Origin of the sequence: Streptomyces sp. CA-146814 (assembly GCF_050942385.1) — a bacterium.
Lineage (GTDB): Bacteria > Actinomycetota > Actinomycetes > Streptomycetales > Streptomycetaceae > Streptomyces.
The window spans coordinates 4,456,013-4,481,331 of the sequence record NZ_CP192068.1 but is presented as its reverse complement, the minus strand read 5'-3'; the positions used below and the strand labels follow the sequence as shown (position 1 = coordinate 4,481,331).

The 25,319-nt window shown below is 69.1% G+C and carries 23 protein-coding genes and 2 pseudogenes; 14 read left to right on the top strand and 11 right to left on the bottom strand.

From position 1 onward, the window contains the following. Positions 1-21 precede the first annotated feature (21 nt). Positions 22-504, top strand: a complete 483-nt coding sequence (locus tag ACQP09_RS19955) for a GNAT family N-acetyltransferase (protein WP_433401602.1) — start codon at positions 22-24, stop codon at positions 502-504. Between the two features lie 14 nt (positions 505-518). Here ACQP09_RS19955 and ACQP09_RS19950 read toward each other — a convergent pair whose 3' ends face one another. Together ACQP09_RS19950 and ACQP09_RS19945 are read right to left on the bottom strand one after the other, a co-directional pair. After that, positions 519-1,370: a helix-turn-helix domain-containing protein gene (locus ACQP09_RS19950; protein WP_433401600.1), complete on the bottom strand. Its 852-nt coding sequence runs from the start codon at positions 1,368-1,370 to the stop codon at positions 519-521. A gap of 15 nt (positions 1,371-1,385) precedes the next feature. Next, on the bottom strand, positions 1,386-2,144 hold the full coding sequence (locus ACQP09_RS19945) for a DUF6879 family protein (RefSeq protein WP_433401599.1): 759 nt from the start codon (positions 2,142-2,144) through the stop codon (positions 1,386-1,388). A gap of 228 nt (positions 2,145-2,372) precedes the next feature. Between ACQP09_RS19945 and ACQP09_RS19940 the strand changes: the two genes are divergently transcribed. Together ACQP09_RS19940 and ACQP09_RS19935 are read left to right on the top strand one after the other, a co-directional pair. After that, positions 2,373-2,876 (top strand): hypothetical protein, encoded by a 504-nt coding sequence (locus ACQP09_RS19940; protein ID WP_433401597.1) that lies wholly within the window; start codon positions 2,373-2,375, stop codon positions 2,874-2,876. Between the two features lie 71 nt (positions 2,877-2,947). Further along, positions 2,948-3,604, top strand: coding sequence for a class I SAM-dependent methyltransferase (locus ACQP09_RS19935; RefSeq protein WP_433401595.1), 657 nt, complete (start codon positions 2,948-2,950; stop codon positions 3,602-3,604). A gap of 74 nt (positions 3,605-3,678) precedes the next feature. On the opposite strand, the gene ACQP09_RS19930 is transcribed toward ACQP09_RS19935, so the two are convergent. Further along, positions 3,679-4,434, bottom strand: a complete 756-nt coding sequence (locus ACQP09_RS19930) for a dienelactone hydrolase family protein (protein WP_433401593.1) — start codon at positions 4,432-4,434, stop codon at positions 3,679-3,681. Between the two features lie 177 nt (positions 4,435-4,611). Beyond that, a complete protein-coding gene (locus ACQP09_RS19925; protein ID WP_433401592.1) occupies positions 4,612-4,950 on the bottom strand; it encodes an ATP-binding protein in 339 nt (112 codons plus the stop codon). 565 nt (positions 4,951-5,515) lie between these two features. On the opposite strand from ACQP09_RS19925, the gene ACQP09_RS19920 reads away from it, so the two are divergent. The 3 genes from ACQP09_RS19920 (at position 5,516) to ACQP09_RS19910 (ending at position 7,082) form a co-directional block, all read left to right on the top strand. Next, a complete protein-coding gene (locus ACQP09_RS19920) occupies positions 5,516-5,851 on the top strand; it encodes an STAS domain-containing protein (protein ID WP_433401590.1) in 336 nt (111 codons plus the stop codon). 111 nt (positions 5,852-5,962) lie between these two features. Then, the gene (locus ACQP09_RS19915; protein WP_433401589.1) at positions 5,963-6,343 is read left to right on the top strand and encodes an STAS domain-containing protein; all 381 of its coding nucleotides are present in this window, start codon (positions 5,963-5,965) and stop codon (positions 6,341-6,343) included. Between the two features lie 205 nt (positions 6,344-6,548). Further along, a complete protein-coding gene (locus ACQP09_RS19910; protein WP_433401588.1) occupies positions 6,549-7,082 on the top strand; it encodes a GNAT family N-acetyltransferase in 534 nt (177 codons plus the stop codon). 7 nt (positions 7,083-7,089) lie between these two features. Here the strand turns inward: ACQP09_RS19910 and ACQP09_RS19905 are convergent. Beyond that, positions 7,090-7,385, bottom strand: a pseudogene (locus tag ACQP09_RS19905) (hypothetical protein); the annotation flags it as partial. Between ACQP09_RS19905 and ACQP09_RS19900 the strand changes: the two are divergent. Further along, positions 7,386-7,487: pseudogene (locus ACQP09_RS19900) on the top strand (RNA polymerase subunit sigma-24); the annotation flags it as partial. It abuts the pseudogene before it with no gap. A gap of 10 nt (positions 7,488-7,497) precedes the next feature. Here ACQP09_RS19900 and ACQP09_RS19895 read toward each other — a convergent pair. Beyond that, positions 7,498-7,824 carry a nuclear transport factor 2 family protein gene (locus ACQP09_RS19895; RefSeq protein ID WP_433401586.1) on the bottom strand — a complete coding sequence of 109 codons (327 nt, stop codon included), beginning with the start codon at positions 7,822-7,824 and terminating at the stop codon, positions 7,498-7,500. A gap of 83 nt (positions 7,825-7,907) precedes the next feature. Then, positions 7,908-8,399, bottom strand: a complete 492-nt coding sequence (locus ACQP09_RS19890) for an ArsI/CadI family heavy metal resistance metalloenzyme (RefSeq protein WP_433401584.1) — start codon at positions 8,397-8,399, stop codon at positions 7,908-7,910. Positions 8,400-8,545: 146 nt separating this feature from the next. Here ACQP09_RS19890 and ACQP09_RS19885 point away from each other — a divergent pair, with 146 nt between their 5' ends. From ACQP09_RS19885 to ACQP09_RS19870, 4 genes are read left to right on the top strand one after another with little or no spacing between them, the layout of a single operon-like run. Continuing rightward, a complete protein-coding gene (locus ACQP09_RS19885) occupies positions 8,546-8,866 on the top strand; it encodes an ArsR/SmtB family transcription factor (protein WP_433406673.1) in 321 nt (106 codons plus the stop codon). Continuing rightward, complete coding sequence (locus tag ACQP09_RS19880; RefSeq protein WP_433401581.1) at positions 8,863-9,627, top strand: aquaporin; 765 nt, start codon at positions 8,863-8,865, stop codon at positions 9,625-9,627. The genes ACQP09_RS19885 and ACQP09_RS19880 overlap by 4 nt, the downstream gene beginning before the upstream one ends. Continuing rightward, positions 9,627-10,046: an arsenate reductase ArsC gene (locus tag ACQP09_RS19875; RefSeq protein ID WP_433401579.1), complete on the top strand. Its 420-nt coding sequence runs from the start codon at positions 9,627-9,629 to the stop codon at positions 10,044-10,046. The genes ACQP09_RS19880 and ACQP09_RS19875 overlap by 1 nt, the downstream gene beginning before the upstream one ends. Beyond that, positions 10,043-10,627 carry an N-acetyltransferase family protein gene (locus tag ACQP09_RS19870; RefSeq protein ID WP_433401577.1) on the top strand — a complete coding sequence of 195 codons (585 nt, stop codon included), beginning with the start codon at positions 10,043-10,045 and terminating at the stop codon, positions 10,625-10,627. The genes ACQP09_RS19875 and ACQP09_RS19870 overlap by 4 nt, the downstream gene beginning before the upstream one ends. A gap of 247 nt (positions 10,628-10,874) precedes the next feature. Here the strand turns inward: ACQP09_RS19870 and ACQP09_RS19865 are convergent, their stop codons facing one another. Further along, positions 10,875-11,030 (bottom strand): hypothetical protein, encoded by a 156-nt coding sequence (locus tag ACQP09_RS19865; protein WP_433401575.1) that lies wholly within the window; start codon positions 11,028-11,030, stop codon positions 10,875-10,877. Between the two features lie 120 nt (positions 11,031-11,150). On the opposite strand from ACQP09_RS19865, the gene ACQP09_RS19860 reads away from it, so the two are divergent. Both ACQP09_RS19860 and ACQP09_RS19855 read left to right on the top strand, forming a co-directional pair. Further along, positions 11,151-12,023, top strand: a complete 873-nt coding sequence (locus ACQP09_RS19860) for an SDR family oxidoreductase (protein WP_433401574.1) — start codon at positions 11,151-11,153, stop codon at positions 12,021-12,023. A 91-nt stretch (positions 12,024-12,114) separates the two neighbouring features. Continuing rightward, complete coding sequence (locus tag ACQP09_RS19855) at positions 12,115-14,172, top strand: serine/threonine-protein kinase (protein ID WP_433401572.1); 2,058 nt, start codon at positions 12,115-12,117, stop codon at positions 14,170-14,172. A gap of 107 nt (positions 14,173-14,279) precedes the next feature. On the opposite strand, the gene ACQP09_RS19850 is transcribed toward ACQP09_RS19855, so the two are convergent. The 3 genes from ACQP09_RS19850 to ACQP09_RS19840 all read right to left on the bottom strand — a co-directional run bounded on the left by ACQP09_RS19850 (position 14,280) and on the right by ACQP09_RS19840 (position 21,842). Then, the gene (locus ACQP09_RS19850) at positions 14,280-14,771 is read right to left on the bottom strand and encodes a hypothetical protein (RefSeq protein WP_433401570.1); all 492 of its coding nucleotides are present in this window, start codon (positions 14,769-14,771) and stop codon (positions 14,280-14,282) included. A 214-nt stretch (positions 14,772-14,985) separates the two neighbouring features. Next, positions 14,986-15,252, bottom strand: coding sequence for a hypothetical protein (locus ACQP09_RS19845; protein WP_433401568.1), 267 nt, complete (start codon positions 15,250-15,252; stop codon positions 14,986-14,988). 305 nt (positions 15,253-15,557) lie between these two features. Then, on the bottom strand, positions 15,558-21,842 hold the full coding sequence (locus ACQP09_RS19840; protein WP_433401566.1) for an RHS repeat domain-containing protein: 6,285 nt from the start codon (positions 21,840-21,842) through the stop codon (positions 15,558-15,560). A 408-nt stretch (positions 21,843-22,250) separates the two neighbouring features. On the opposite strand from ACQP09_RS19840, the gene ACQP09_RS19835 reads away from it, so the two are divergent. Next, complete coding sequence (locus tag ACQP09_RS19835) at positions 22,251-25,247, top strand: VCBS repeat-containing protein (protein WP_433401564.1); 2,997 nt, start codon at positions 22,251-22,253, stop codon at positions 25,245-25,247. The last annotated feature ends 72 nt before the right edge of the window (positions 25,248-25,319 follow it).

Genomic DNA, 25,319 nt, shown 5'->3' with positions numbered 1-25,319 from the left:
TCCGGGGCAGGGAGCGAAGAGATGCAGGTACAGGTCCGTCCGTACGAGGCGCGGGATCTCGACCCGATAGTCGATCTTTCGCTCCGCGCCTGGGTGCCTGTCTACGAGAGCTTCGCCAAGGTGTTGGGGCCGGAGGTGTTCCAGCGGCAGTATCCGGACTGGCGTACGTCCCAGGCGAAGGAAGTCGAAGCGGCCTGCACAGCGGGCAAGGCTCACGTCTGGGTCGCGGACGCCGGAGCGAAGGTCGTCGGGTTCGTCGCCGTGGTGCTGGAACCCGAAGGCGGCGCGGGAGCCGTCGAGTTGCTGGCGGTCGACCCCGACTGCCAGGGGCAGGAGGTCGGTACGACGCTGACGGAGTTCGCGACCACCTGGATGAGGGAGGCCGGGGTGACCCTGGCCTCCATCTGGACCGGCGGCGACCCGGGCCACGCACCCGCCCGGAGAACGTACGAGAAGGCCGGGTACACGGCGTTGCCCCTGGTCCGCTACTACAAGGCCCTGTAGCCGGCGCGCAGGTGCTACCTACGCGCCAACGCCTCTCGCGCCGCGTTGACCAGCCGGTGGGCATCGGCGCCGTACACAGCCGACTCCCGCAGCGTCGCCCAGGTCCGCAGGTACGTGTCCACGCTGACCTCGTCGTCGATCCACAGCTCCGCGTGCCAGTTCTCGACGATCACCTGGCGGTCGTCGTAGACCCAGAAGGCCGTGGCAGGCGGGATCTTGAGCGAGGCGGACAGCGGGATGATTCCCAGCTCCATGGTGTCCAGGCCGATCGCTCCTGAGAGACGGTCCAGCTGGGCCGTGAGCACCGACGGCGGGCAGACCAGGGCGTGCAGGGCAGCCTCCCACATGACGAGGTGGAAGCGCTTCGAGGAGTCGTACAGCTCCCGTTGCCGCTGCATACGGGATCGGACCGCCTCCTCCGTGTCACGCGGCGACCGCTGCAGCTCCGCGTACCTCGTGAAGATCGCCCGAGCGTAGTCCGGGGTCTGGAGAATCCCGAAGACCATGGACGGCTCCCAGCCACGGAACACCGTGGCGTCGGCGTGAGCACTCAGGTGGGTGTCCTGGACCGGCTTGTGGCCTGCGGCAAGCTGCCGCCGCCATGATCTGATGTGTGACTCGAAGCCCCTTAGGCGTGCCAGCAGTTCGTCGTACAGATCCGGCCGGCCAGTTGCCTCCGCCCAGGCGCGCAGGTCCTCGGGCGAGGGCGTCTGCCTGCCGTTCTCCAGCCTGCTGACCTTGGACTTGTTCCACCCGGCCTGCCCGGCGAGCTCCGTACCGGTGAGTCGGCCACCGGCGGCGGAGAGGCGGAGTTCGCGCAGCCGTACTCCAAGTGCCTCTCGCGCCTGCTGGTAGTCCGTGCTCACCGGTACACGCCTGTCTCAGCTCTCCTTCGCGATCAGCTTCTCCGCCAACTCCGCGTACTGCACGGCGTGATGTTCCGCCGCGTCCCGCACCATGGCGTACCGCAGCACCTCCGCGGGCTGCGTGATCAGCTCGACATCGACCAGGTTGTCAGTGTCGTCGAAGTTGAGCAACGCGACCAGCCTGGAGTCGAAGAGCCAGAAGTCCTCGGCGGGCAGGCCAAGCCGGTCGGCGTCCTCGCGCCACAGGTTGCGGATTCTCTCGCCGACCTCGCTGTTGCGCCGCGCGTTGTCGAGCAGATAGAGCTGGCCGGGTGTGGGCGGGTCGTCGACGATGCGGACGCGCTCGAACCGCTTGCCGAGCGCCACCTGCCCGTGGCGCTCGGCACACCAGGCCGCGTCGACTCCGGCCCAGTTGACCGGCGTCCCACGGGTGAACTGGGCGTACGTTTCGGTGAGCTCGTCGGAGGCGTACCGGCTCCGCGTCTCCAGGCGCCAGGCGGTGTGCTCGAACTGGGTGAAGAGCCGGTCGAACTCCTCCAGTCCGATGATGTCCGGCACCCGGACGACGTCCTGCGGACCGAAATCGACCAGCAGCTCGCGCGGGACCACGACAGGCACCTCACCGTCGCCCAGGTGCCTCAGTTGAGCGATGTCATCGGGGTCGGTGAGAGGGAGGCCGTGAACGACGACCTCGCCCGTGTCGAGGTCCTCGTGAAGGGACGGGCACCCATTGACACCACTACCGGTGCCGTTGAACCGCAGTCGCCGAGCCATGGTGAGTCCTTCCCTGGGGGACAGGTCTCCCCCAGCTTCCATGCAGTGGCCGCCCGCAGTCCTGGTTCCCGTCGTCCTGAATCGACAACCTTGCGCAACCCCACCCCACAGGCGAGCAACATCGCGCAACTCCCCTGCCGCCCGACGACTCTCCCTCGCTAGCTTCGCTCTCAAGGCCGGAGCACTGCGGACCTGGGTGCCGAAGCCGCGACGAAGAAGGAGTAGTCCATGAACGCAACGCTCCACCGGTCCACGGACATCATCCGCACTCGGGACCCGAGAGGACTTCTCAACGCGGTACAGCCCCTCGTCCAGCACCTGACCGTCAACGTGCTGGACGGCGGGATGACTCTCTGGGACCGGGAGGTCGCCCTGCTGCTGCGTGACCACACGATGGTCCGCGACATGGCCGAACGCATCCTCGGGAACGCCGTCATGTACACCATCGGCTGCATGGAGAACCCGGAGGTCCACCTGGGGGTGGGCAAGCTCGTCGACATCGGTGTCCACCAGCTCATCCTCGACACGCCGGTCTGGTGGGCTCTCTGCGAGGCCTACAACGAAGGCCGCTACAAGCACCACGCCCCGTTCGTCGAGCGGCGTCGCGACGGCTTGTGCCTGCGTACGGCGGACTTCCTGCGGTCCATCGGCTTCGATGTCGACGAGGAGCTGTGGGCGATCGACGGCACGGAGTGCTCGCCGTGCGACAACAAGGTCCCCGACAGCCACTGAACGGCCTGCGCCGGTCCCTGCCCCCGCGCCCGTCAGAGGGAAGGGACCGGCCTTCACCAAGAGGAACCACCTTGCCCGCGCACCACGACATCGCCGCAGAGACCGAGCTGTGGGACACCTACGCCGGCTCCGCCTTCAAGGACGACGCCGAACCGGCCTTCTGCTGGACCCAGTACGCCGGTCACGGCCCCGGCCCTGAGGTGCTCGGCGAGCCGGGCTCCGCGCTGGAGATCGGCAGCGGCACCGGCCGCGCCCTCGCGTACCTGGCTCAGCGGGGTGTCGTCACCCGAGGGGTCGACCTGTCGCCGGTCATGGTGAAGAAGACCACCGCGAAATGGGCTGCCGACGGAGCACAGTTCGTCTGCGCCGAGGTCTTGGAGCACCTGCGTGGGCACGAGGAGACGTACGACGCGGTCTACTCGATCTTCGGAGCCGCCTGGTTCACCGACCCCGGCCGGCTCTTCCCGCTCGTCCGTCAACGACTGGCCCCCGGAGGCGTGTTCGCCTTCTCGCAGCCTCCGGCCATCCCGGGCGCTTACGGGCCGCAGGGTATGTACAAGGGTGGCTTCGCGGGCAAGGCCATGTTCACCTACCGCTACAGCTACCGCCCGGCCGTGTGGGAACGCCTGCTGACCCGGGCCGGGTTCGCCACGGCCGAAGCCCAGGTACTCGACGCGCCGCTCCCCGGACACATCGGTACGCTGCTGGTCCGCGCTGTGGCTCCGTGACGGGAAGCCTGCTTCTCCGACGCCCGGTGCCCAGCGGCCAAGGAGGGGGGCGTGACCGGGATACGCGCGCGCCGTCAGTCCTGCGTCAACGGCAGGCACTCGGCGAGCAGGTCGACGACATCGCGCCAGGCTCGTTGCGCGTGCCGTGGGTGGTAGCCGACGCCAGGGACCGTGGGGTGGTCGACCGGCGGGTGGTGGAAGGCGTGCAGGGCACCGCCGTAGACCGTGAGGCGCCAGTCGACGCCCGCGGCCTGCATCTCGGCGGTGAACGCGTCCCGTTGCGCGGGCGGCATGATCGGGTCCTCCGAACCGACCCCGGCCCACACCGGGCAGCGGATGTGCGCCGCCTCGCCCCGTCGGCCCGTGGTCGTCGCGTTGACCGTTCCGATCGCGCGCAGACCGACGCCGGCGCGCCCGAGTTCCAGCGTGACCGCGCCCCCGGTGCCGTAGCCGACGGCGGCGATCCGGTCGGGGTCGGTACGCGGTTCGGCGCGCAGCACGTCGAGCGCCGCACGGCCGATGTCCCGCAGCCGGTCGGGGTCGGCGAGCAGCGGCAGGCAACGGGCCAGCATCTCCTCGGGGTCGGCCAGATAGCGCCCGCCGTGCAGGTCGAAGGCCAGCGCCACGTAACCCAGTTCGGCGAGCGCGTCGGCCCGGCGGCGCTCGACGTCGCTGAGGCCCATGCCCTCCGGCCCGAGCAGCACCGCGGGGCGGCGGTCGCGACCGGCCGGGAGCGCGAGGTGCCCGATCATCGTCAGACCGTCGGCCGGGTACGCCACCGTACGCGTCGAGATCGTCGTAGGCGTCATCGTCGTCGTGGTCGTCGTCATGAGGCTGGACTGTAGGGGTCGTCCACCCCGGTCCGGCTCGTGTTCTGCCACCGGCAGAGCGAAGGCCGATCCGGTGCCGTCACAGCCGCATGATCCGCCGGGCCATGCCCGGGTGGCGTGATCAGGGTCACCCATGTCCCTCTGGCTGACGCCCCTGCGCTGCCACCGACGCGCCTGTCAGGCAGGTGGTGTGAGGCTGATGAGGACGGTGATCTGCTTTCCGTCCGGAAGAGCGGTGACCGCGACGTGCCGCGCGAGGCGGCAGACCAGCGGCCAGCCGAACCCGCCGACCTGGCCTTTCTCCCGGCTCTTGGGGTCGGTGGTCACCGGTGGGCACGTACTGGCGTCCGCGACATTCAGGATCAGTCCGTCGTCGGTGATCCACAGGTCGAAGGCGGTGAGTCCGTCGCCGTGCCGGATCGCGTTGGTGACGAGCTCCGAGGTCACCAACAGCGCGTCCCCCAGCACCCGCGCACCGGCTTCCTCGTCCTGCAGATCCGGAGCACCAAGAGCCATCTGTTCCCGTACGAGGGCACGCGCGTCGGCCGCCGTCGCGGGCAGACCGCCCCCCGGCCCCGGCAGAGGGGCCGCTTGGGCGTGATGCGGGTCACCCCCCGCACGGGCTTCGGTTCCGGCACAGTCATCGGTCATCGCACGTCACCTGCCCTGGCCTCCTGACGGCACACCCCGCTCGTCCCCGCGCCGGGACATACGGCGCTCCAGCGGCAGTGCCGCCGAAGGGCACCGGGCGGAACCCCCGGCCCTGAGCGCCATGGGAGGAAGGGCACAGCCCGCCCGAGGGTGATCATACGGACAGGAACCACGCGAGGCACGGCCCGCTCCCGCACGACGATCAGATGACGTTTCACCCGGCCGTGGGGACCGGCCTGGCTTGTGGTGGCTGATGTATGGGACGGTGGAGAGACAAGAGACCGAGCCGGTGCGACCCTGTGCCGACTCTTCGGGAGCCGGACGTTGCCCCCACCACGGGCATCCGGCCCCGCCCTAGCCGTACAGAGCCCCGCACGCGGGGCTCTCCTCGTCTTCGGGCTCGGCAACCCCCAGAAGGGGGGCGCACACCATGTACGTCACAACTGAACTGCACGGCCGCGGCGCCACACTCACCCCGCGCGGCGACATCGACTTCGAGACCCTGGATCAGCTCCGGGCCTGCCTCAACGGCCTCCCCGACACCGTGGCCGAGGTCACCTGGGACCTGCACGCCGTCACGTTCATGGACATCGCCGGACTCCACCTCATCAGTACACCGACCGCCCCCGCGCAGGTCACCCTGACCAACCTGACACCGTCGGTCACCCACCTGCTGGAAGTAGCCACGGCTACCTTCCCGGACCGGGGATGGGACCGGCTCCTGCCCGCCCCGGTGGGCCGAGGGGCCATGCGTACCACGGTCTGAGCCGGACAGGTGCCGACCGGCAGGCGTGACGGGATGCACCAGGCGCTGCTGACATGGAATCAACATTCCGGGGCATTGGTCTGGACCACCGTGCAGTAAGGAGGCACCCCCATGCCCTGGAGATCCCAGGCCCGTGTCCACGTGCGCCGAGAGCTGGGCGCGCTGGTGGTCACCGCTTGTGGTGACTTCGACGCCGACGAGCAGGACCTGCTGCCGGCCGCCTGGAGAGAGGCCGACGAACAGGCCCTGCCTGTCACCGTCCTGGACCTGACCGGTGTCACCTTCGGGGACAGCTCCTTCCTCGACACCCTGCTCCGCGCCCGCCGGATGCACCACGCCGCCGACCGCCGCCTGGTCCTCGTAGGCCCCCTCCAGCCGAGCGTCATCACCCTTCTGACCGTCACCCGGGTGCTGGAGCACTTCGACATCGCCGACAGCCTGGACCAAGCCCTCGGCGGCGAACCCCTCTCCGACGGGACCGCGACGGCGTAAGCACCGGCAACGGCTCCTCCGGGGTGACGAAGCCCGCCGGAGGAGCCGGGCCCCGGAGTGCCGGCGTGTCACGGCTCCGGTCAGCTCACGCGATCCACCGGTCAGCCCCTAGGCTGGGTGACGGTAGGGCGCTCCGGCTCCTGCGCCCAGGCCCCCTCCCCCCTGCACCTCCGCCCCTGCCGCCGCGTCCTGATGGAGGGATCCGATGATCACCTGGCGCAGGCTCACCGAGGACGACTTCCCGTTGCTGATCTCCTGGCTGGAGCAGCCGCACGTGGCCCGGTGGTGGAACCATGAGACCTCCGCCGACGCCGTACGACGGGACTTCGGGCCCGCCGCCAGAGGTGAGGAGCCCTCGGAAGACCTGGTCGTTCAGGTCGGCGGGAGGCCGGTCGGGCTGGTGCAGCGGTGCCGGCTGGCGGACTATCCCGAGTATCTGGTGGAGGTCGCCACCCTCGTCGACGTTCCTGCCGGGGCCATGAGCATCGACTATCTGATCGGTGAGCCGCAGCTGGTCGGCCGTGGGCTCGGGCCGCAGGTGATCCGGTCGGCCGTCCAGGCGATCTGGGACGAGCATCCCGATGCCTCGTGCGTTCTCGTGCCCGTGTCGGCGGCCAACCGGGCGTCCTGGCGGGCCCTGGAGAAGGCCGGGCTGGTGCGGGTCGCCGAAGGGGAGCTGGAGCCGGACAATCCTGTCGACGACCGGGCCCACCACCTCTACCGGATCGACCGACCCTGACGACCCGTCAGTTGCTTCTTGCGAGCGCCAGTACGCTCAGGCCGAACATCAGCACCCCAACGGGAGATGGACCTCCGACAGGTGGGCGGTACCGACCGCGACCTGCGCCGAGGCGAGGGCCAGGAAGCCGGTCACGTACCAGATCTGCCGAGGCGATCCGCCGCCCGGCTTCCAGGCCAGTACCGCCGCGAGGACGTACAGCATCGACGCCCCGTACATCACGCGCGCCCCGACGCTGTGCACTATCTCTCCGTACGACGTGGTGAACAGCAGTCCGGTGGAGACCGCCTGGACGAAGATGGTCTGACCGTGGCGTCGTTCGACGTCGCCGCCGACGGCCGCGTCACCCGGATCTGGGTCGTCCGCAACCCGGAGAAGCTGCTGCCCTGGCTGCGGGAGAGCTGAGGCGGGGTCCTCAGGCCGGCGCCTGACCCGTCTCGAAGCGGCTGATGCGGTCGCCGGTGACCGTGAAGGACCAGCGCGTCCGCATCGTGCCCCACGTGTCGTTCGTGTAGTCGACGACGAGGGTGCGGCCGTCGTCCGAGGCCTGTACGACGTCCATCCGGCCGTTCGCCTTCGGGGAGAAGATCTCCTTCTCCGTCCAGGCGGCCAGATCCCGTTCGCTGCCGTCGTCGGACATCGTGGCGTCGTCGGTGAGGACGGCGGTGAAGGCGCTCTCGTCGCCCGCGTTGACGGCGGCGACGAACTTCTCGACCACCGGGTCGCTGATCGATGTGGTCATGGTGTTCCTCCTGAGTAGGCCCAGGGCCGGGGCCACCGGGCTCCCGGGATGCTGTCGAGGCCGAGTCTCCGTCAGCGGGCCCATCACGGCATGTCGAAACCTGCCGGTCGAACCCCGCCTATCGAGGCCGCCGGCGCGGCCGCGGCGCTCTCTCCCTGGCCGGAGCAGCAGGCGTCGCCGCCGGCGACGGCGCTCTTGCCCAGCTGGTCGGCGTCGGCCTTGACGACGTAGACCTCCCAGGGCTCCTTACCGGGGCCGGTGACCCACACCTTGTCCTGGAGGGCGTAGCAGCAGGAGGTGTCGTTCTCCTCGAACGTCACCAGCCCCGCGTCCTTCAACCGGGTGGTGGCGGCGCTGACCTGCTCGGTGGAGGCGACCTCGACGCCGAGGTGGTCCAGGCGGGTGTCCTCGCCGCTCTCGCCTTCGATGAGGACGAGCTTGAGCGGGGGCTCGGTGACGGCGAAGTTGGCGTACCCGTCGCGGCGCTTGGCGGGCTCGGCACCGAAGAGCTTGGAGTAGAAGGCGATCGAGGCTTCGAGGTCGGCAACACGGAGGGCAAGCTGAACACGGGACATGACGGTCTCCCAACGACTCTGTTTCGACACCTGTCGATACAACCGACCTTGCCATCGAGATCGACGACTGTCAATATAGAGGAATATCGAAACAAGCTGGTCTGCCGGTGCTCGGACAGAACGACGAAGCGGCGTGCTGCGCGCCGATGGTCCGCGAGCCGCTCGGCGAGGAGGCCGCGGCGGAGCTGTCGCGGATGTTCAAGGCGCTGTCGGACCCGATCCGGCTGCGGCTGCTGTCGCTGATCGCCTCCCACGAGGGCGGCGAGGCGTGCGTGTGCGACCTCGTCGACCCCTTCGACGTCTCCCAGCCGACGATCTCCCACCACCTGAAGGTGCTGCGGGAGGCCGGGCTGGTCGGCTCCGAGCGGCGCGGGACCTGGGTGTACTACTGGGTGCTCCCCGAAGCCCTGGCCAGGCTGTCCGCCCTGCTGGAGATCCCCGCCGCACCCGTGAAGGTCCCGGCGTGAGCGCGCCGGCGCCGCTGCGGCGGGCGGCGGTCGAAGGGCTGGGGACGGCCGCGCTGGTCGCGGTGGTGGTCGGCTCCGGGATCCAGGCCACCGAACTGACCCGCGACATCGGGACGCAGCTGCTGGCCAACTCCCTCGCCACCGTCTTCGGGCTCGGCGTGCTCATCGCCTTCCTGGGACCGGTGTCCGGGGCGCACCTCAACCCCGCGGTCACCCTGGCCGCCTGGTTCACCGGCCGCCGCACCGGCGGCGGTCTGACCCTGCGCGACGTCTCCGCGTACATACCTGCCCAGGTCGTCGGCGCGGTCAGCGGGGCGCTGCTGGCCAACGCGATGTTCGACAAGCCACTGGTGGCCTTCTCCACCCACGAGCGGTGGGCCGGGCACTTGTGGCTGGCGGAGGTCGTGGCCACCGCCGGGCTGGTCTGGCTCATCTTCGGCCTGGCCCGCGCCGGCCGCGCGCACCTGGCGCCGCTGCTGGTCGCCTCCTACATCGGCGCGGCCTACTGGTTCACCTCCTCCACGTCCTTCGCCAACCCGGCCGTCACGACCGGCCGGGCGTTCACCGACACCTTCGCCGGTATCGCCCCCACCTCCGTGCTGCCCTTCCTCGCCGCTCAGCTGATCGGCGCCGCCGTCGGGCTCTGCCTGGTCGCCGTCTGCTTCGGCAGCCCGGCCACCGGGGACGAGGACGAGGCCCTCGTCCCGCACGACGGGCAGCAGCCCTCCGCCCGTTCCACTGAAGAAGGCGTCCTGGCCTGATGAGTACTTCCGCCGTTCCTTCCGTGCTGTTCGTCTGCGTGCACAACGCCGGCCGGTCCCAGATCGCCGCCGCCTTCCTCACCCACCTCGGCGGCGACCGCGTCCAGGTCCGCTCGGCCGGATCCGCGCCCGCCGACACGGTGAACACGGCTGTGGTGGAGGCTCTGGCCGAGGTCGGCATCGACATCTCGGCCGAGACGCCCAAGGCCCTCACCGCAGAGGCAATGCAGGCGTCCGACGTGGTGATCACCATGGGCTGCGGCGACGCCTGCCCCTACTTCCCCGGCAAGCGGTATCTGGACTGGCAGCTGGAGGATCCGGCAGGGCAGGGCGTCGCGGCCGTCCGGCCGATCCGCGACGAGATCGAGCGGCGCATCCGGGGCCTGCTCGCCGAACTCGGCATCGAGCCTGCGGCGTGACGGGCACCGAGACCGGCGTGCGCATCACACCGCTGCGGCCGGAGCACGCCGAGCAGGTCCTGGCGATCTACCAACTCGGCATCGACGAGGGCAACGCCACCTTCGAGGCCGCCGCCCCGGCTTGGGAAGCATTCGACAGCGTCAAGCTGCCCGCCCACCGCCTGGTCGCCCTGCACAAGGACGGCCAGGTGCTGGGCTGGGCCGCCGTGGTGCCGGTCTCCGACCGGTGCGCGTACGCCGGCGTCGTCGAGCACTCCGTCTACGTCCACCCCGACGCCCGCGGCCGCAGGGTGGGCCTGGCCCTGTTGACCGCCCTGCTCGCCTCCACCGACGCCGCTGGTATCTGGACGGTGCAGTCCGGCATCTTCCCGGAGAACACCGCCAGCCTCGCCCTGCACCAGCGCGCCGGGTTCCGTGTCATCGGCACCCGCGAACGTATCGGACGCCACCACGGCGCCTGGCGCGACGTCGTCCTCGTCGAGCGCCGCAGCCGCAGCCGCCGGAGAGGGCCCTCAATCTCGCGTACGACATCAAGGAGGCCGCCGCCGCTAAGGGCAACCACAGCGGACGCCGCAAGGTGATCGACGACGACTCGCTCCTGTTCGCCCGCGCACTGAAGGACCGCGGCGTCCCTGTCCCCGAGATCGCGGGCAGGCTCACCATCAAGACCGGCAAGAACGTGGGCAAGCACCCCTCAGTCGCCTCCCTGTACCGCGCGCTCGCCAAAGCCGAAAAAGCCGCCGGGACCGACGATGCACAGGTCATCGGCCCCCGCCGTCCGGGCCGCGTCCGTACCCCCGGGCCCGGCAGCGGCACCGACCCCGCACGTCAACCGTCTCCCGCTCCATCCCCCACCCGGCCGAGGAACATCTCCCGGTCCGGACAGGTCGTATGCGCGGGCCACAGCGCGTGGACCGGGACGTGGACCGGCGGCTCCAGGCCGACGACGTACGCCGAGCCGCCCGCCACCGGACGGGGAGACACAAAGATCGGGTCGGCCCACCAGGAAGATAGATCGTCGCAGGTCAGCGGTGGCGCGAAGGGGCCGGAGAGGCGGCCGGGAAAGCCGTTGACGTACGCGTACGGGTCACGAAGGATCGGCCCGTGACGATCAACGAACAGCCCTCGGCCGTGGCGGAGCGGACTTCCCGACGGGCACCGGCCCGCCCCATCGCGCTCATCACCGGCGTCGGCCGCTCCATCGGCATCGGCGCGGGCATCGCCCGGCAGCTGGCGGCCTCCGGCTGGGACATCGCCTTCACCTACTGGACGCCGTACGACCGGCGGATGGAGTGGGGCGCCGAGGACGGGGCGGCCGCGTCCATCGCGCGGGAGCTGGAGGACGCCGGAGCCCGTACGGCGGCGATCGAGGCGGACCTGACCGATCCGGATGGCCCCACCCGCATCTTCGACGAGGCGGAACAGCGCCTGGGCCCGGTCACCGCGCTGATCCTCTCGCACGCGGAGTCGGTGGACTCGGGACTGCTGGACACCACCGTGGCGGCGTTCGACCGGCACTTCGCCGTGAACGCGCGGGCCAGTTGGCTGCTGATCCGCGAGTACGGGCTCCGATTCCGCGGCGAGCCCGGAAGCAAGCCCGGCGAACCGAGCGCGGACACGGGCACGGGCACCGGCACCGGCACCGGCACCGGCACCGGCCGCATCGTCGCGCTCACGAGCGACCACACCGTGGGCAACCTCCCGTACGGCGCGAGCAAGGGCGCCCTGGACCGCATCACGCTGGCCGCCGCGCACGAACTGGCCCACCTCGGCGTGACCGCCAACGTCGTCAACCCCGGCCCGGTGGACACGGGTTGGATGAACGACGAGCTGCGCGACGCCCTCATCCAGGGCACCCCGCTGGGCCGCCTCGGCACCCCTCGGGACACCGCGCACCTGGTGGACTTCCTGTGCTCGCCACAAGGCCAGTGGGTCAACGGGCAGTTGCTGAAGAGCAACGGCGGCGCGGCGCCCTGAGCACGCCCGGGAACGCCATGCCCCGCAACCCTGTCGAGTCCTGACGGAACGTCTACTGTTTGCCTGGTCCATGTAGTGCACAGGGGGTCGCATGCAAGGCGAAGACAGGTCCGGGGCGGGAGCCGGTGGCGACGGCCGTGGTGTTCCGGAGGACCGCTGGGCGGGCGAGGGCCTCCAGCGCGCGGACTCCGGGACCGCACAGGAATGGCCCAGGACACCGCCACGCGACCGCCCGCAGGGCCGCCCGCAGGTGGTGATCGAGGGCCGCTACGAGTTGCTGGAACCGATCGGCAGCGGCGGTATGGGCGAGGTGTGGCGGGCCCACGACCGGCGGCTGCGCCGCTTCGTCGCCGTGAAGGGCCTGCTCGACCGGAACGCGATGACCGCCGGAACCCAGGCCGCCGCGATGCAGCGGGCGCGCCGGGAGGCGGAGGCGATCGCCAAGATCGAGCACCCGAACGTGGTGACCGTCCACGACCAGGTCGAGACCGACAACCAGGTCTGGATCGTGATGAAGCTGCTCGAAGCCAGGTCCTTGGCGGATCTCCTGAGGTCCGAGCAGGTGCTCGCCGTCCCCAGGGCCGCGGACATCGGCCTCCAGATCCTCCAGGGCCTGCGGGCGGTGCACGCGGCGTCGGTCGTCCACCGCGATGTGAAGCCCGGCAACGTGCTGGTGCGGGACGACGGGCTGGCGATCCTGGTGGACTTCGGGATCGCCACGTTCGAGGGCGCGGCGCAGGTGACCCGGTCCGGCAGCGTGATCGGCACGCCCGCGTACCTGGCACCCGAACTCTTCACGCCCGGCTCCCCCGGCCCCACCCCGGCGTCCGACCTGTGGGCGCTGGGCATCACGCTGTACGAGATGGCCGAGGGCAAGGTCCCCTTCGCCGGCGGCGAGGTGTGGGAGGTCCAGGAGAACATCCGGCAGACCCCCGACCCGGCCCTCCGGTACGCCGGCCCGCTCGCCCCGGTGATCCAGGGCCTCCTCTTCCCGGACCCGGCCGAGCGGCTGGACGCGGCGACGGCGGAGGCGATGCTGCGGGAGGTGCTGGGCGCCCCGCTCGCCCGGAACGCGACGGCGGCGGGCGCGGCGACGCACTCACCGACGGCGGTCTCGGAACCGGCGCCCGACCCCTCTCCGAAGCCCCTCGGCCCACAAGCCCCGGCGCCTCAGGCAGCGGACGGACACCCGGTGCGTCGCCGCCCCTGGCTCAAGGCGGCGACGGCGGTGGTGTGCGTGGCCCTGCTGGGCACGGCGGGCTGGCTGGTGGCGCAGGGCGTCGGCGACGACAGCACGGGCAAGAGCGGCACCACCACAGCGGGTTCGGGCGGCCGGGGCGGTGGCACCACCGAAACGGAGAAGTGGAAGGCCGCCAACCCCCTCCTCAAGATCGGCGTCAAGGACGACCAGCCGGGCCTGAGCAAGTACGACAAGAAGACGAAAAAATACTCCGGTTACGACATAGACCTGGCCTATGCGATCGCCGGTCACCTGGGGTACGACCGCGACGAGGTCGCCTTCACCACGGTCCCGACCGACTACCGGAGCACCGCCCTCCGGACGAAGGGCGTGGACCTCGTCATCGCCTCGTACAGCATCACGCCCGAACGGAAGAGCGCGTCACCCGGCGGGGACAGCGTCGACTTCGCGGGCCCGTACTACGAGGCGAGCCGGAGCTTCCTGGTCCGCCAGAAGTCCAGCAAGTACACGATCAACGACTCCAGCGACCTGCGCCGCCTGGGCGTCGAGGTGTGCACGGCGAGGGAGTCGACGTACGAGACGGAGCTGCCGAAACGGGGCTTCACGATGACGGAGTCCCAGCCCAACACGTACCAGGACTGCCTGGACCAGCTGCTGGACGTGACGTCGGACGTCTACGCGGTGGCCTCGGACGACATCATCCTCGCCGGCTACGAGAAGGCGAACCCGGGCAAGGTGCGGCGCCTGGAGAACATCCAGGGCGCGGAGGGCTACGGCGTGGCGATGCGCCCCGGCTCCACGGGCCTGAAACGCGAGGTGTGCTCGGCGCTGCGAAAGATCCTTGCCGGGAAGGTCTGGGAGGACATGTACGAGAAGAACCTGTCGGCCCTGATGAACAACAGGACCCCACCGGGCCGACCGGACCTGACGGAGTGCAAGGGGTACTGAGACTTCCGGGCGTACGGGGGCGGGTCCACGGACCCGGGGCCAGGGTTACGGGTTACGGAGCCCGGCTCACGAGCCCGGGTCACGGATCCGCCCTCACCGCCCCGCCCTCACCGCTCCGGAAACCGCTCCCCGCACCGGCTGCAGAAGACCGGCGCGGAATCCTCGGACAACCGCCCGCACTCCGGGCAGACCCGGTCGAGCATGCAGGGCCCTTCGCCACCCTCGTACGCGGACACCGCGCTCGGCGCCTTGATGGCGAGGCCGGGCCGTCGGCGGTGGACGGTGAGATACGTGAGCCCGTCCACCCCCGCGACAAGAGCCCGCCGCGAGGTCCGAGGCAGCCAGAGAACGGTACGCGGCCCCAACACCAGCTCCCCGCCCGCCACCCGCACAAGCCCCCCGCCCTCCAGCACGACGAGCAGCACATCGAGCACGTCCTCCTGATGCTCCCCGACCTCCGCCCCACCCGGCAGCCGCACCAGATTCGCGTCCAACTCCCGCCCCTGCTCGGCAAGATGCCACAACGCCCCGCGCTGGTCAGGGGCGGCGGAGGCGAGGATGTCGTCCAGTACGGCGAGGATCCGAGGAGTCGCGTTCACGGCGGCCAGGTTACGCCTGGCCGTACGCGAAAATCGGTCCACCGAGAGCCAAGGGGCCGATACTCGGAGCACCTCCAAAACCCCAGTAGGCACCCAGAAAATCACCATGGGAAGGAATCCGGCCTTCACACAACTACTGGCCGCCGCGCCACCGAACGTGCGCGGCGCGACGCCCAGTACCATCGGCCATCCCGTAGGGAATCAAACGGGGCACCTAGCTCCAGGTCCCCCAGACCCCGGTTGCCGCCAACAGCAACAGAACCGGCAACGGCACAAGGGCCAAATCGAACCAGGTGAAGTCCGGAGAGCGGGTCGATGGCACACTGCCCTCGACCACCGCTCCCTTCTTCAGCACACGTCGCATCTGCGACGCAGCCCGTTCGGTCTGCCCGCGGTCCAGCATCGAGGCCGAGAAGGCGAATACGGACACCTCATGGCCGTCCGTCATCAGAACAGTCATTCCGCCTTCTGTGGAGATCATGCGGATGTCTCTCGCGTTGACCCAACTGCGCCCCGCCAGCCCGACAACGAAGAGCCCCTCAGCGTGTACCTCGATGCACGGCCTCCCTATAGCCCGCCAGATGAGGCGAAGCCCGCAGAGGAACATTGCCGCGATGACGGCCGCGTCCGACGACGAGTACTGTCCGCCGTATGCCGTGACCACATACACGGACAGAGGCCCCCCCACCACCACGAGCGAAATTCCCGCTATCCGCCCACTTTTTCGCCGAAGGGTAACCACGGGCTGCTTACGCGGTCGCCGCACGGGTCGAATCGTGTTGATCATCAACAAGCACCCGCTGCGCCACCGCTGAAGCCGCCGGCGCCGCATCCCGCCCAGGCCAAACCCGTGTTGGTACTCATGTTCATGGCTGTCTGCCTCGAATCCAGCACGCCCCTCGGAGCGGCCGGGCGTACATCACCTCGCCAAACCGGCGGGCGCGCCCCAGCGGGACCACGAACGAACGCACTGCCGCTCCAGCTACCGGCCAGGAACCTACCAGCTGCACCACCGGCGGCGACCCAGGCCGTCTGCTTGATGAGCTTGTTCTTGTCGAACTTCCCATTGATGACATCGGCACCGTTGTCCAGGATGACCAGAGCGACTCCTGCCGCCAGGCAGGCTCCGGCGGACGCCGCCACACACACTGCAAAGGCTGCTATCTGCGCGTAGCCGCGCCAATGTTCCCCGACGTGGCTGACCACCTTCCCACCACTATTGTTCCAGGCGGCTCCCCAGCGACCCTTCATGATGTTGCCAAAGATGCCGTCTTCCTTGCGCTGCTGAGCCGCCGCCTCTCGCGCACGCTTGTCTGCTGCCTTCTTCGCCTGCACCTTGAAGTCGGCTGCACGCTTCTGGGCGTGGTTGTCGTTGACCATGTAGGTGCTGGGGCTCGCCTTATAGGCCTTGTAGCGCTTCTTTGGCTCAGCGCCCCGCTTCGGGGTCTCCTTCCACACCCACTTGCCGCTCTTGAGTGTGTAGCTGGCGTACATCCCCCGGTCGGAGGCCCAGCGCTCGTCGCCCTTGACGTTGCCGACGGTGTCGTCGGGGCGTAGGCCCGTCGGGTCGGACTTGGTCAGGGGGCTGTTGTGGGCGTAGCTGTAGGCGTTCATCTGCGCCGGGTCACCGAAGTCGATGATCGGGTCGACGGAGACGAAGCGGCCCAGGACGGGGTCGTATTCGCGGGCGCCCAGGTGGGTGAGGCCGGTGGGGTCGTTGGTTCCGCCGACGAAGCCGCGGGGGCCGAAGACCGATGACTGGGCCGACCGGAGCTGGCCGAAGGGCAGTTGCTTCCTTCGCGTCAGGGCCAGGCTGCCGACCGCGATCGCCGTCATCGCCGTGCCCTGGTGGTCGTTGATCAGGTAGGCGATGGAGTTGCCGTTGCGGACAGCGACGGTCTCACCGTTGTGGGTGTAGTAACGGGTCGCGGTCTTGGTGCCGTTCGCCCCAAGCTTCAGTTCGTCTCCGTTGGGGAGGGTGAGGGTGCTGGAGCCGTCCCCGTTCTTGGCGATGATCCGGTTGCCGTCGGCGTCGTAGGTGTAGGCGGTCTCCTTGCCGGCCTCGGTGAGGGTGGCGAGCTGGCCCTCAGGGGTCCAGGTCAGGTCCTGGACCGTGGTGCCGATGGTCCGCTTGGTGGTGTTGCCCGCGTCGTCGTACTGGAAGGTACTGGTGCGCCCATCGGCCGGGCCGCCGGTGATTGATGCCTGCTGCACCGCGTGAGGACGCTTGGTCCCCGGGGACGGGTGCGTGTAGGTGGTCGTGGCGTCCGAGCCGCCGGCCGTGGTGGCGTGCTCGACCTGCTTCGAGCGGTTGCCGATCTTGTCGTAGCTGTAGCTGTGCCAGTACGCGTCCGGGCCGCCGACCGTCGACGCCGAAGGCACCGCCGCGCAGTCCGTCTTCGCCGTCCAGGCCTCGGAGAGCCGGCCCAGCGGGTCGTTGGTGAAGCACTGGGTGTCGGTGGACTTCTGTGCGTCCTGGCCGCTGACGTTGGTCACGCCGGTGACGTTGCCCGCCGGGTCGTAGGCGTACGTGGTGTCATCGACCCGCTGGGGAACGACGTCCCGGTCGGTGGTCTGCCGGGTCACCTGACCCGTGTGCTCGTCGTACAGCAGGGTCTTGTAGACCTTCTTACCGAGATCGGCGCTGAACTCGAGGCGGGTGGGGCGGGAGAAGACGTCGTACAGCGTGTTGGCGACCAGGGCGTCATACTGCCCGCTGGTGCGGAAGGCCAGGTCGTTGCTGTTGTAGTTCGTGGTCACCCGCTCGACCGGGATGTCGCCCACGGCAGGGTTGAGGGTCCAGAGCAGCGCCCCGGTCTCCTCGTTGTAGCCGTAGGTCCAGGTGTAGGTGCCCGCAAGGCCGCCCGCAGCGGCCGGAACCGTGGTGCTGGTCGACGTCGGCTGGTAGCGGTCGTTGAACCCGCCGGTGGCGGTGGTGTACTCGGCGCTGCCGATGTAGCGCGTGCTCTTGGTCAGTTGCCCCTTGGCCAGGGTGTCGTAGGTCCACTTGGAAAGGAGCTCGGTGCCCTGCCTGACCTCGTCCTTGCGGCCGAGCACGTCGTACTTCGTGGTGAGGGTGATACCCCGGTCGTCGGTCGTGGTGGTGGGGAGGCCGAGGTCGTCGTACTCGGTGAGTGTGGTGCCCTTGTCCGGGTCGATGGTCTTCGTCTTCTGGCCCCGGCTGTCGAAGGTGTAGGTCCAGGTGTTCCCGTCGGGGTCGATGACCGAGGACGGCTCGTCGTACTTGCCGTACACGTACCGGGTCTTCTCCGACGTGGTGCGTGCGGCGTCCGTGTACTGCAGGAGCTCGGTCGTGCGTCCGCGTGCGTCCGTCACCGTCGTGGTGGCCGTGCCGCCCTTGGGCGGGATGACCGTGGTGCGGTCACCCTCGTAGACCGTCTTCGTCCGCCACTGTTCGTCACCGAACTTCACGGACAGGGCGTCCGTGACGCGTCCCATTCCGTCGAAGAGGCTCTGTGTCGCGGTCGGGACCGTGTTCACCGCGGCCGAATTCAACGTTGCCGACGGCGCGTCCGTCGCGTAGTACGGCGCATACGTCTGCCACGGCCGGCCATGGGTGTCGTAGTGGGTCTCCGTCATGATCCGGTGCTGCGTGCCGATGGCCGGGGCCTGTGTCTGGCGCTCGCGCAGCAGTCCGTCGTAGAGCGTGTAGGTGGTGCGGTACTCGCCGTTCTGCTTGAGGGTCTTGGTGGTGACGGCGTTCGTCTCGGTCCGGGAGATCCGGTAGCTGTATTCGGCGGAGGGCTTGGCCGGGTTGGCAGCCTTGGTCCAGCCCGGCTCCCATACCTTCAGTAGCCGGCCCAGGCCGTCATGGACGGCATCGGTGCGCTTGCCGTTGGCGTCGACCGCGGCGGTGACCACACCCCGGACCGGGTCGTGCGTGGTGGTGGCCACGTGGTCCTTGGCGTTGGTCACGGTGACCGTGGTCGGTGCCTGGAGGGTTGCGGGGGTGTAGCCGGTCCGCGTGGTGGTGACCTTCAGCGCGTCGGTGGAGGTCTTCTCCCGGCCGTGCTGGTCGTAGGTGTGGGTCGCGGTGGTGAGGTACCCGGTGCCCTTGGCGTCCTGCTCGTCCAGGCGCGTCACATCGCCCCGGATCGGCGGGGTGGTCAGGGCGGTCGCGCCGTCGTAGTAGTAGCGCTCGGCCGAGACCAGGTCGGCCGGCAGGGCCGGCGTGGTGCCGCAGGGCTTGGCCACGGTCCGGGACTCGGAGATCGTGGTGAGGATGTTGAGCGTGGTGTTGCGGACGTAGGTGTTGGTGGTGCACTCCTCGTCACCGGACTTGGCCGTGTCGCCGAGCGAGGACTCCGTCAGCACCTGGCCGACCGGGTCGAAGGTGCGCTCCAGGCGCGTGGTGCGCCAGCCCGCTCCGACGGCGGTGCGGGTCTGCTCGATCTTCCCGCCTGTGGCGTACGCGTGGAGCGCGGGCAGCCCTTCGGCCCGGGTCTCGGTGGCGGTCGCGGCCGAGCGCCACGGCTCGTAGCTGGTGGTGGTCTCGAGCTTGCCGCCGTCGCCGTTGTAGGTGGCCTCCTCACGGGTCATGCCGGCGAAGGCCTCCCGGTCGGCGACGGCGATCCCTTCGGTGTCCTTGACCGAGGCCCCGTCGATACCGCGGAAGTAGCGGTACTCCTTCAGGGTCCGCTTGTCGGGTGCCGCACCCGTGCGGACCTGGACGCGGCCGTACCCCTTGCGGTCGCCGTACGTCAGGTGCTTGGCCACGGTGAACTCGTCGTCCTTCGACTTGGCCCAGGCCATGCCGTCGAGGTACGCGTAGTCGGTCCGCTTGGCAGGGGCGCCGCCGGTGACGTCGGTCTCCAGGACCTGGGTGACGACATAGGAGTGGAACCAGTCGAGATACGGCTCGTAGTTCGCCCCGGGAGCCTCTGGCGGGGACCACTTCACCGGATAGCACCGCCGGTTGTTGGACGTGGGGGTGGGGATGCTGCCCGCTGTGCAGTCGGTCGGCGAGTAGGTGACCCCGATCCGTCCGCCGGTCTCGGTGTTGATCCCGTAGACGCGGTAGCGCCAGAACGGCGGCACCGGGTCCGGCTTGCCGCCGGTGGTGGCACCTTCCACACGGTTGGGCCGTGTCTGCCCCAGGAAGGTCACCGCGGGGAGGGTGACGGAGCCGGTGCCGCCGTGACCGGTGCGCGTGATCGACGCCAGCCACAGGGCCGGGTCACTGCCGTCGCCCGGCGAGGGGAACTGGTGGGTGAAGGCCCAGGAGTCGACCGGCTTGAAGGCCGTGCCGATGAGGACCGACGTGTCGATCTTCGTCAGGCGCTTGCGGCTCCAGAAGGAGGGCGAGTAGCGGTCCTTGCACTCCGTGCCCGAGGCGCAGTAGCGGTCGAAGGGAACGTCGGGCCAGTTCTTGGCCTTGGCCTTGTCGAACGTTGCGCAGTCGCTCAGGCAGCGCTCGCTGTTGGTGAACTCCACCTTGGCAGCCGGCTGGGCGTAGAAGTTGCCGTCACGCAGGCCGTACTCGATCCGCTTGAGGTAGCCGCCTCGCGTGTAGGGAGTCGCGGTGGAGGCACCGGTGCTGGGGTTGACGTTGCGACCGTAGTAGTTGGTCTCCTTCTCCCAGTAGTACGACATGGCGTCGCCGTGCGGGTCGATGACCGCGTCGAGGTTCCACCGCCAGGCCTGCTGGCACCAGGCGTCCTTGAACGCCGCCGCATAGCACGGCTCGCCGGTCTGGTTGCCGAAGACCGGAACCGTCCACGCGGAGTTCGTCTCCTCCTTACCTGCGGCCCAGCCGGATGGACGGTTGTAGCCGAAGTAGTAGCGCGTGCCGTCCGGGGTCGTGATCCGCCAGTACTCTCCGTCGTTGTCGCCGTTGGGTCGCGCGGTGCTGGCTAGCTTCGCGACCTTGGTGCCGTCGTCACCTTCCAGCCGCCACTGGCCGGTGGTGTCGTCCTTGATGAGGGTGTTGGAGCGACCGCCGAGGTTGATGACGGCGTTGTCCTTCTTCCAGCACAGGTCCCCGACCTTGGCTGTGGTCGTACTGTTTTCGGTGTCATCGGTGCAGGCGATGTACTGGCGCTCGATGTAGCCCGGCTCCATCGACCAGCCGTCGCCGACGCTGTTCGCCTGGTTGTTCGTCGAGGCGGTACGCCCGTCGACCGCCTGGGAGGAGTAGCCGAGCTTCAGCTCCGGGACGGCGGAACCGGCGACGGCCGGAACGTCTATCGGGTAGGTCCAGGAGAACCCGCCGTTCGAACCACCGGCGGACCAGGAGGAGGACGGGGAGAGCGAAGTGGCCGCGAAGTTGCCCGACGGGCCGGCCGCCGCGGCGGTGGCGGCCAGGAGGACGGTACCGCCCGAGACCGCCTGCACTCCCGCCGACCGCGCCACCGGAACGGCACCCGCAGCCTGCGAGCCGGAGGCGGGGGCAGCCGCGGGCAGGGGAACCGAGGCCTTCAGCGTGCCCTCGCGAGCATCGTTGCTCGTGGTGAGGGACTCACCCGTGGCACAGCCCTTTCCCCCTGGTGTGGTCAACGCACAGGCAGGAAGCTTCCTCAAGGTGAGGCGGGACGCCCAGTCGCCGCCGTAGGCGTCTCGGAAACCGGAGTAGTCGACCTCGACGTCCACGCTCCCTTCGGCCCCGGCAGCGGGACGCAGGGCGAGCACAACACCCTCGACACCCAGCGACTCGGTGGTGGCCCGGTCCAGGACCTGGACCTGGACCTTCTGCGGCCCCGTGGCCCGGGGCTTGCCGGAAACGGAGGACAGGGCCGACGCCTTGGCCGAAGCCGCCGTCCCCGGTGTGGTGAGGCCCACGCTGACGGGCAGCGAACCGGCCTTCACCGGGGCTCCGTTCTCCCGGAGTGCGGGAGTCGCGGTGCCGGGCTCAGGCCAGGTGACCTTGGGCGACTTCCACGGATGCTGGGCCGCCTGGTCGGGCTTCGACGACAGCTGCTTCGCCACCTCCCGGGTCGGCACCGGGTCCGGCTTCTCCAGCTTCAGCAGATCCAGGTCGGCGGCGGCCGCAATCGGCCCACCGAGCAGTCCCGACAACAGGAACGCGGCCAGGCCGGCGGCTATCAGCCGCACCCGTCTCCTCACGCGTCCGGTAATGACGCCCCCACCCGAGAACATGCGCAGAACTCCCCACCCGTTGGCAAAATTTGGCAGACGAGCACGCAAGTTAGCAGGACTTTCACACCGTCAGCACACAGAATTCATAACGATTCGAGGCCTTTCAGCCGCCGACCAAAGGGAGAGGATGCTCAGTTCATTGTTATATGCACCGAAATGAGAAGAATAAGAGGCTTTAAATAGGCAACCTGACGCCTCATCAATGGTGCAAACTTTCGCCACACTTCCCTCACGTTCTAGGGTGCGAGTCGAACAGACCTGGGAGGGGACTTTTTGATGGAACTTTTGCGAAGCAAAACCAGATGGAGAACAAGGGGCGGCGTCACGGGAGCGGCGGCCCTCGCCGCCGTCCTGACACTCGGGGTGCCTCAGCACCTGCCGGAAGCCGCTGCCGCGGAATCCTCGACCGCTCCGCAGCCCACGGCGCCCAAGGCTGACGCTGAGGCCCTGGCGCAGACCGAGGCGGCGGAGAGCGGCCGGCCCGTGGAGGTGCTCGCCCAGCGCACCGAGGTGTCGCAGGTGTTCGCCAACCCCGACGGCACCTTCACCCAGGACACTTACGCGCTGCCCCAGTTCGTACAGCAGGACAGTCGACTCGTACCGATCGACACCACCCTCAAGGCGAACGCCGACGGCTCGCTGTCGCCGAAGGCCACAGAGGTGGACGTGCGGCTCTCCGGCGGCGGCGAGGGGCCGCTGGCGACCGTTGTACGCGACGGGCGCAGCATGTCCTGGACCTGGCCGCAGCCGCTGCCCGCGCCCGCTGTCGACGGCGACACCCTGACGTTCGGGGATGTCCTGACGGATGTCGACCTGAAGATCAAGGCGGGCCCGGCCGGCTTCTCCAGCCTCCTGGTCGTCAAGACCGCCGAGGCGGCGGCCGATCCGGCGCTGAAGCAGGTCCACTTCGGCCTGGACACCAGTGGCCTGGCAGTGAGCACCGACGCCCACGGCAACCTCACGGCGGTCAACCCGGCCGGCGAAGAGGTCTTCACCGCACCGACCCCGCTGATGTGGGACAGCACCACTGCCGCCGCGCCTGCCGCACCCGCGGCCCGCTCGGCCCGCAGCGCCCCCACCGGCCCGCCGCCGCCCTCCGACGAGTTCGAACCCGGTTACGGTGCGCAGCAGGCGGTCATGGGATTGGCGGTCGAGGACGGGAAGCTGAGCCTCACGCCGGATGAGGAACTCCTGACGGGTCGGGACACCCAGTACCCGGTGCTGCTGGACCCGGCGGTGTCCGGCTCCCGTCACTCTTGGACCATCGCCTACAAGAAGCACCCGAAGACCTCGTTCTTCAACGGCGCCAACTGGGACAAGGGCACCACAACCGCCCGCGTGGGATACGAGAACGAGACCGACGGGCTGGCCAGGTCGTTCTTCCGCATGAACACCGCCAACCTGTGGTCCACCAAGAAGCTGGTCTCCTCCTCGACGTTCCGGATCAAGAACACCTGGTCCTGGTCGTGCACGAACCGGACGCTCGAGGTGTGGGAGACCGGGGCGATCACCGCGTCCACCACGTGGGCCGAGCAGCCCGACTGGCGCACGAAGCTGGACTCGGTCAACGAGTCCCTGGGCTGGGGACCGAACTGTCCCGGGGGCAATCTCGCCTTCGACGTGACCGCCGGCGCGAAGGACGTCATCGCCAACAAGGGGCACACGCTCACCTTGGGCATGCGGGCGAGCAGTGAGAGCGACGTCTTCGCGTGGAAGAAGTTCGACGCCAATTCGGCCGTGCTGTCGACGACGTACAACACCGTGCCCAACGTGCCGAACACCCTGGACACGATTCCCAGTTCCGGCGGGTGCGACACGGTCGCTCCGTACACCACGATCGGCAACACCGACGTCACGCTCACCGCGAAGGTCTCCGACCCTGACGGCGGCACGGTCCGTGCCCAGTTCCGGCTGTGGGGCAGCAACAACCTCTCCGGCGGAGCCGAGATCTTCAACCAGATCGTCTCCGCCACCTCAGGGACCGTGGCCAAGGTCAAGATCCCCAAAGCCACCTTGCAGAAGTACCTGACGGCGGCCAAAGGCAACTTCGGCTGGAGGGTGCAGGCTCTCGACACGACCGCCGGTTCCGCCTGGGCTCCCGATGCGGCCACGTGCCGGTTCAACTTCGATCCCACCCGGCCCAGCACACCGCCCACCATCAGCTCACAGCAGTTCCCCGACGGATCCGACGGCTGGCCCGCCGTCACCGGACAAGCCCGAACCGCAGGAACGTTCATCCTCGGCAACGGGGGAGTCAATGATGTGAAGTCGTACGAGTACTGGACCGATTGGGACCACACCGTCCGCACCGTCACGCCCAGTACCGACCTCGACGGGGACGGCAGGATCGACGCCAAGCTCGTCCTGACCCCGACCTCAGCCGGATCACAGCGGCTCCACGTCCGCAGCCTCGACGCCGCACAGAACCGCTCCGACCGAGCCGCCTACCTCTTCTACGCCAACGGACTCTCCATCCCCGACAAGGCCGGCGACCTCAACGGGGACAACAACGCCGACCTCTACGGCGTACGCAGCAACGGCGAACTGTGGCTGTACCCCGGCCAGGGCAACGGATACGTCGGAACCGGCACCACCGCGAGCAACAGCGACTTCTCCGGAGCCAGCATCACCCGTCGTGGCGACTGGACCGGCGACGGCTTCGAGGACCTCATCGCGGCCATCCCGGGAGAAGACGGCAAGGCCCTCCAGCTCTACCCGAACAACGGCGTCGGCTGGGCCTGCACCGCGCAGGACGAACAGGCCGACGGGCACTCGCGTGCCTGCTTGTACGAGCGTCAGGAACTCGACGTCTACGACCGGGCCAACAACCACTGGAAGAACGCCGACCAGATCCTCGCCATCGGCGACGTCGACGGCCCCTTGGACACCGACAACGACGGCATCGTGGATGTCGCCGGCTACCCCGACCTCCTCGTCAAGGAGGGCAACTTCCTCTGGCTCTACTTCGGCTCCAAGTCGTTCTACCTGGATTCCGCCCGCGCCCCCGTCCTCGTCGGTAACGGGTCCTGGTCGAACTACGACCTGGCAGCACCGGGCGACCACTCCGGCAACGATCGCGTCGACCTCATCGCACGCCACAAGACCAACGGCGAACTCCGGCTCTATGAAGGCCGCGGACCTCTAGGTGAAGGACTCGGCAATTCCCACACCGTGATCGGAAGCGGGTGGACCAGCGCCCACCGGCCGCTGCTCACCGCTTTCCCCGATGCCGGCTCGGACAAGAAGGCCGACATCTTCGCCACCGGAAGTGACGGAAAGCTCTACTTCCACGCCAACCTCACCGGCAGCGGCGTAGTCGTCGGAAGCAGCGGATGGCTCGGATTCCAGTCCCTCAGCTGACGAAAGACAGCGCGGTGCACAGGGGCGCCCTCCGTCACCCCGACGGCGGGCGCCCCCGCTCCCGTAAGGTGG

What these genes read in the sequence shown, in the direction of transcription:
- ACQP09_RS19955 (WP_433401602.1), top strand. Translation starts at nt 22, where the DNA reads ATGCAGGTACAGGTCCGTCCGTACGAGGCGCGGGATCTCGACCCGATA.
- ACQP09_RS19945 (WP_433401599.1), bottom strand. Translation starts at nt 2,144, where the DNA reads ATGGCTCGGCGACTGCGGTTCAACGGCACCGGTAGTGGTGTCAATGGG.
- ACQP09_RS19940 (WP_433401597.1), top strand. Translation starts at nt 2,373, where the DNA reads ATGAACGCAACGCTCCACCGGTCCACGGACATCATCCGCACTCGGGAC.
- ACQP09_RS19930 (WP_433401593.1), bottom strand. Translation starts at nt 4,434, where the DNA reads ATGACGACGACCACGACGACGATGACGCCTACGACGATCTCGACGCGT.
- ACQP09_RS19925 (WP_433401592.1), bottom strand. Translation starts at nt 4,950, where the DNA reads ATGGCTCTTGGTGCTCCGGATCTGCAGGACGAGGAAGCCGGTGCGCGG.
- ACQP09_RS19920 (WP_433401590.1), top strand. Translation starts at nt 5,516, where the DNA reads ATGTACGTCACAACTGAACTGCACGGCCGCGGCGCCACACTCACCCCG.
- ACQP09_RS19915 (WP_433401589.1), top strand. Translation starts at nt 5,963, where the DNA reads ATGCCCTGGAGATCCCAGGCCCGTGTCCACGTGCGCCGAGAGCTGGGC.
- ACQP09_RS19910 (WP_433401588.1), top strand. Translation starts at nt 6,549, where the DNA reads ATGATCACCTGGCGCAGGCTCACCGAGGACGACTTCCCGTTGCTGATC.
- ACQP09_RS19895 (WP_433401586.1), bottom strand. Translation starts at nt 7,824, where the DNA reads ATGACCACATCGATCAGCGACCCGGTGGTCGAGAAGTTCGTCGCCGCC.
- ACQP09_RS19890 (WP_433401584.1), bottom strand. Translation starts at nt 8,399, where the DNA reads ATGTCCCGTGTTCAGCTTGCCCTCCGTGTTGCCGACCTCGAAGCCTCG.
- ACQP09_RS19885 (WP_433406673.1), top strand. Translation starts at nt 8,546, where the DNA reads ATGGTCCGCGAGCCGCTCGGCGAGGAGGCCGCGGCGGAGCTGTCGCGG.
- ACQP09_RS19875 (WP_433401579.1), top strand. Translation starts at nt 9,627, where the DNA reads ATGAGTACTTCCGCCGTTCCTTCCGTGCTGTTCGTCTGCGTGCACAAC.
- ACQP09_RS19855 (WP_433401572.1), top strand. Translation starts at nt 12,115, where the DNA reads ATGCAAGGCGAAGACAGGTCCGGGGCGGGAGCCGGTGGCGACGGCCGT.
- ACQP09_RS19845 (WP_433401568.1), bottom strand. Translation starts at nt 15,252, where the DNA reads ATGATCTCCACAGAAGGCGGAATGACTGTTCTGATGACGGACGGCCAT.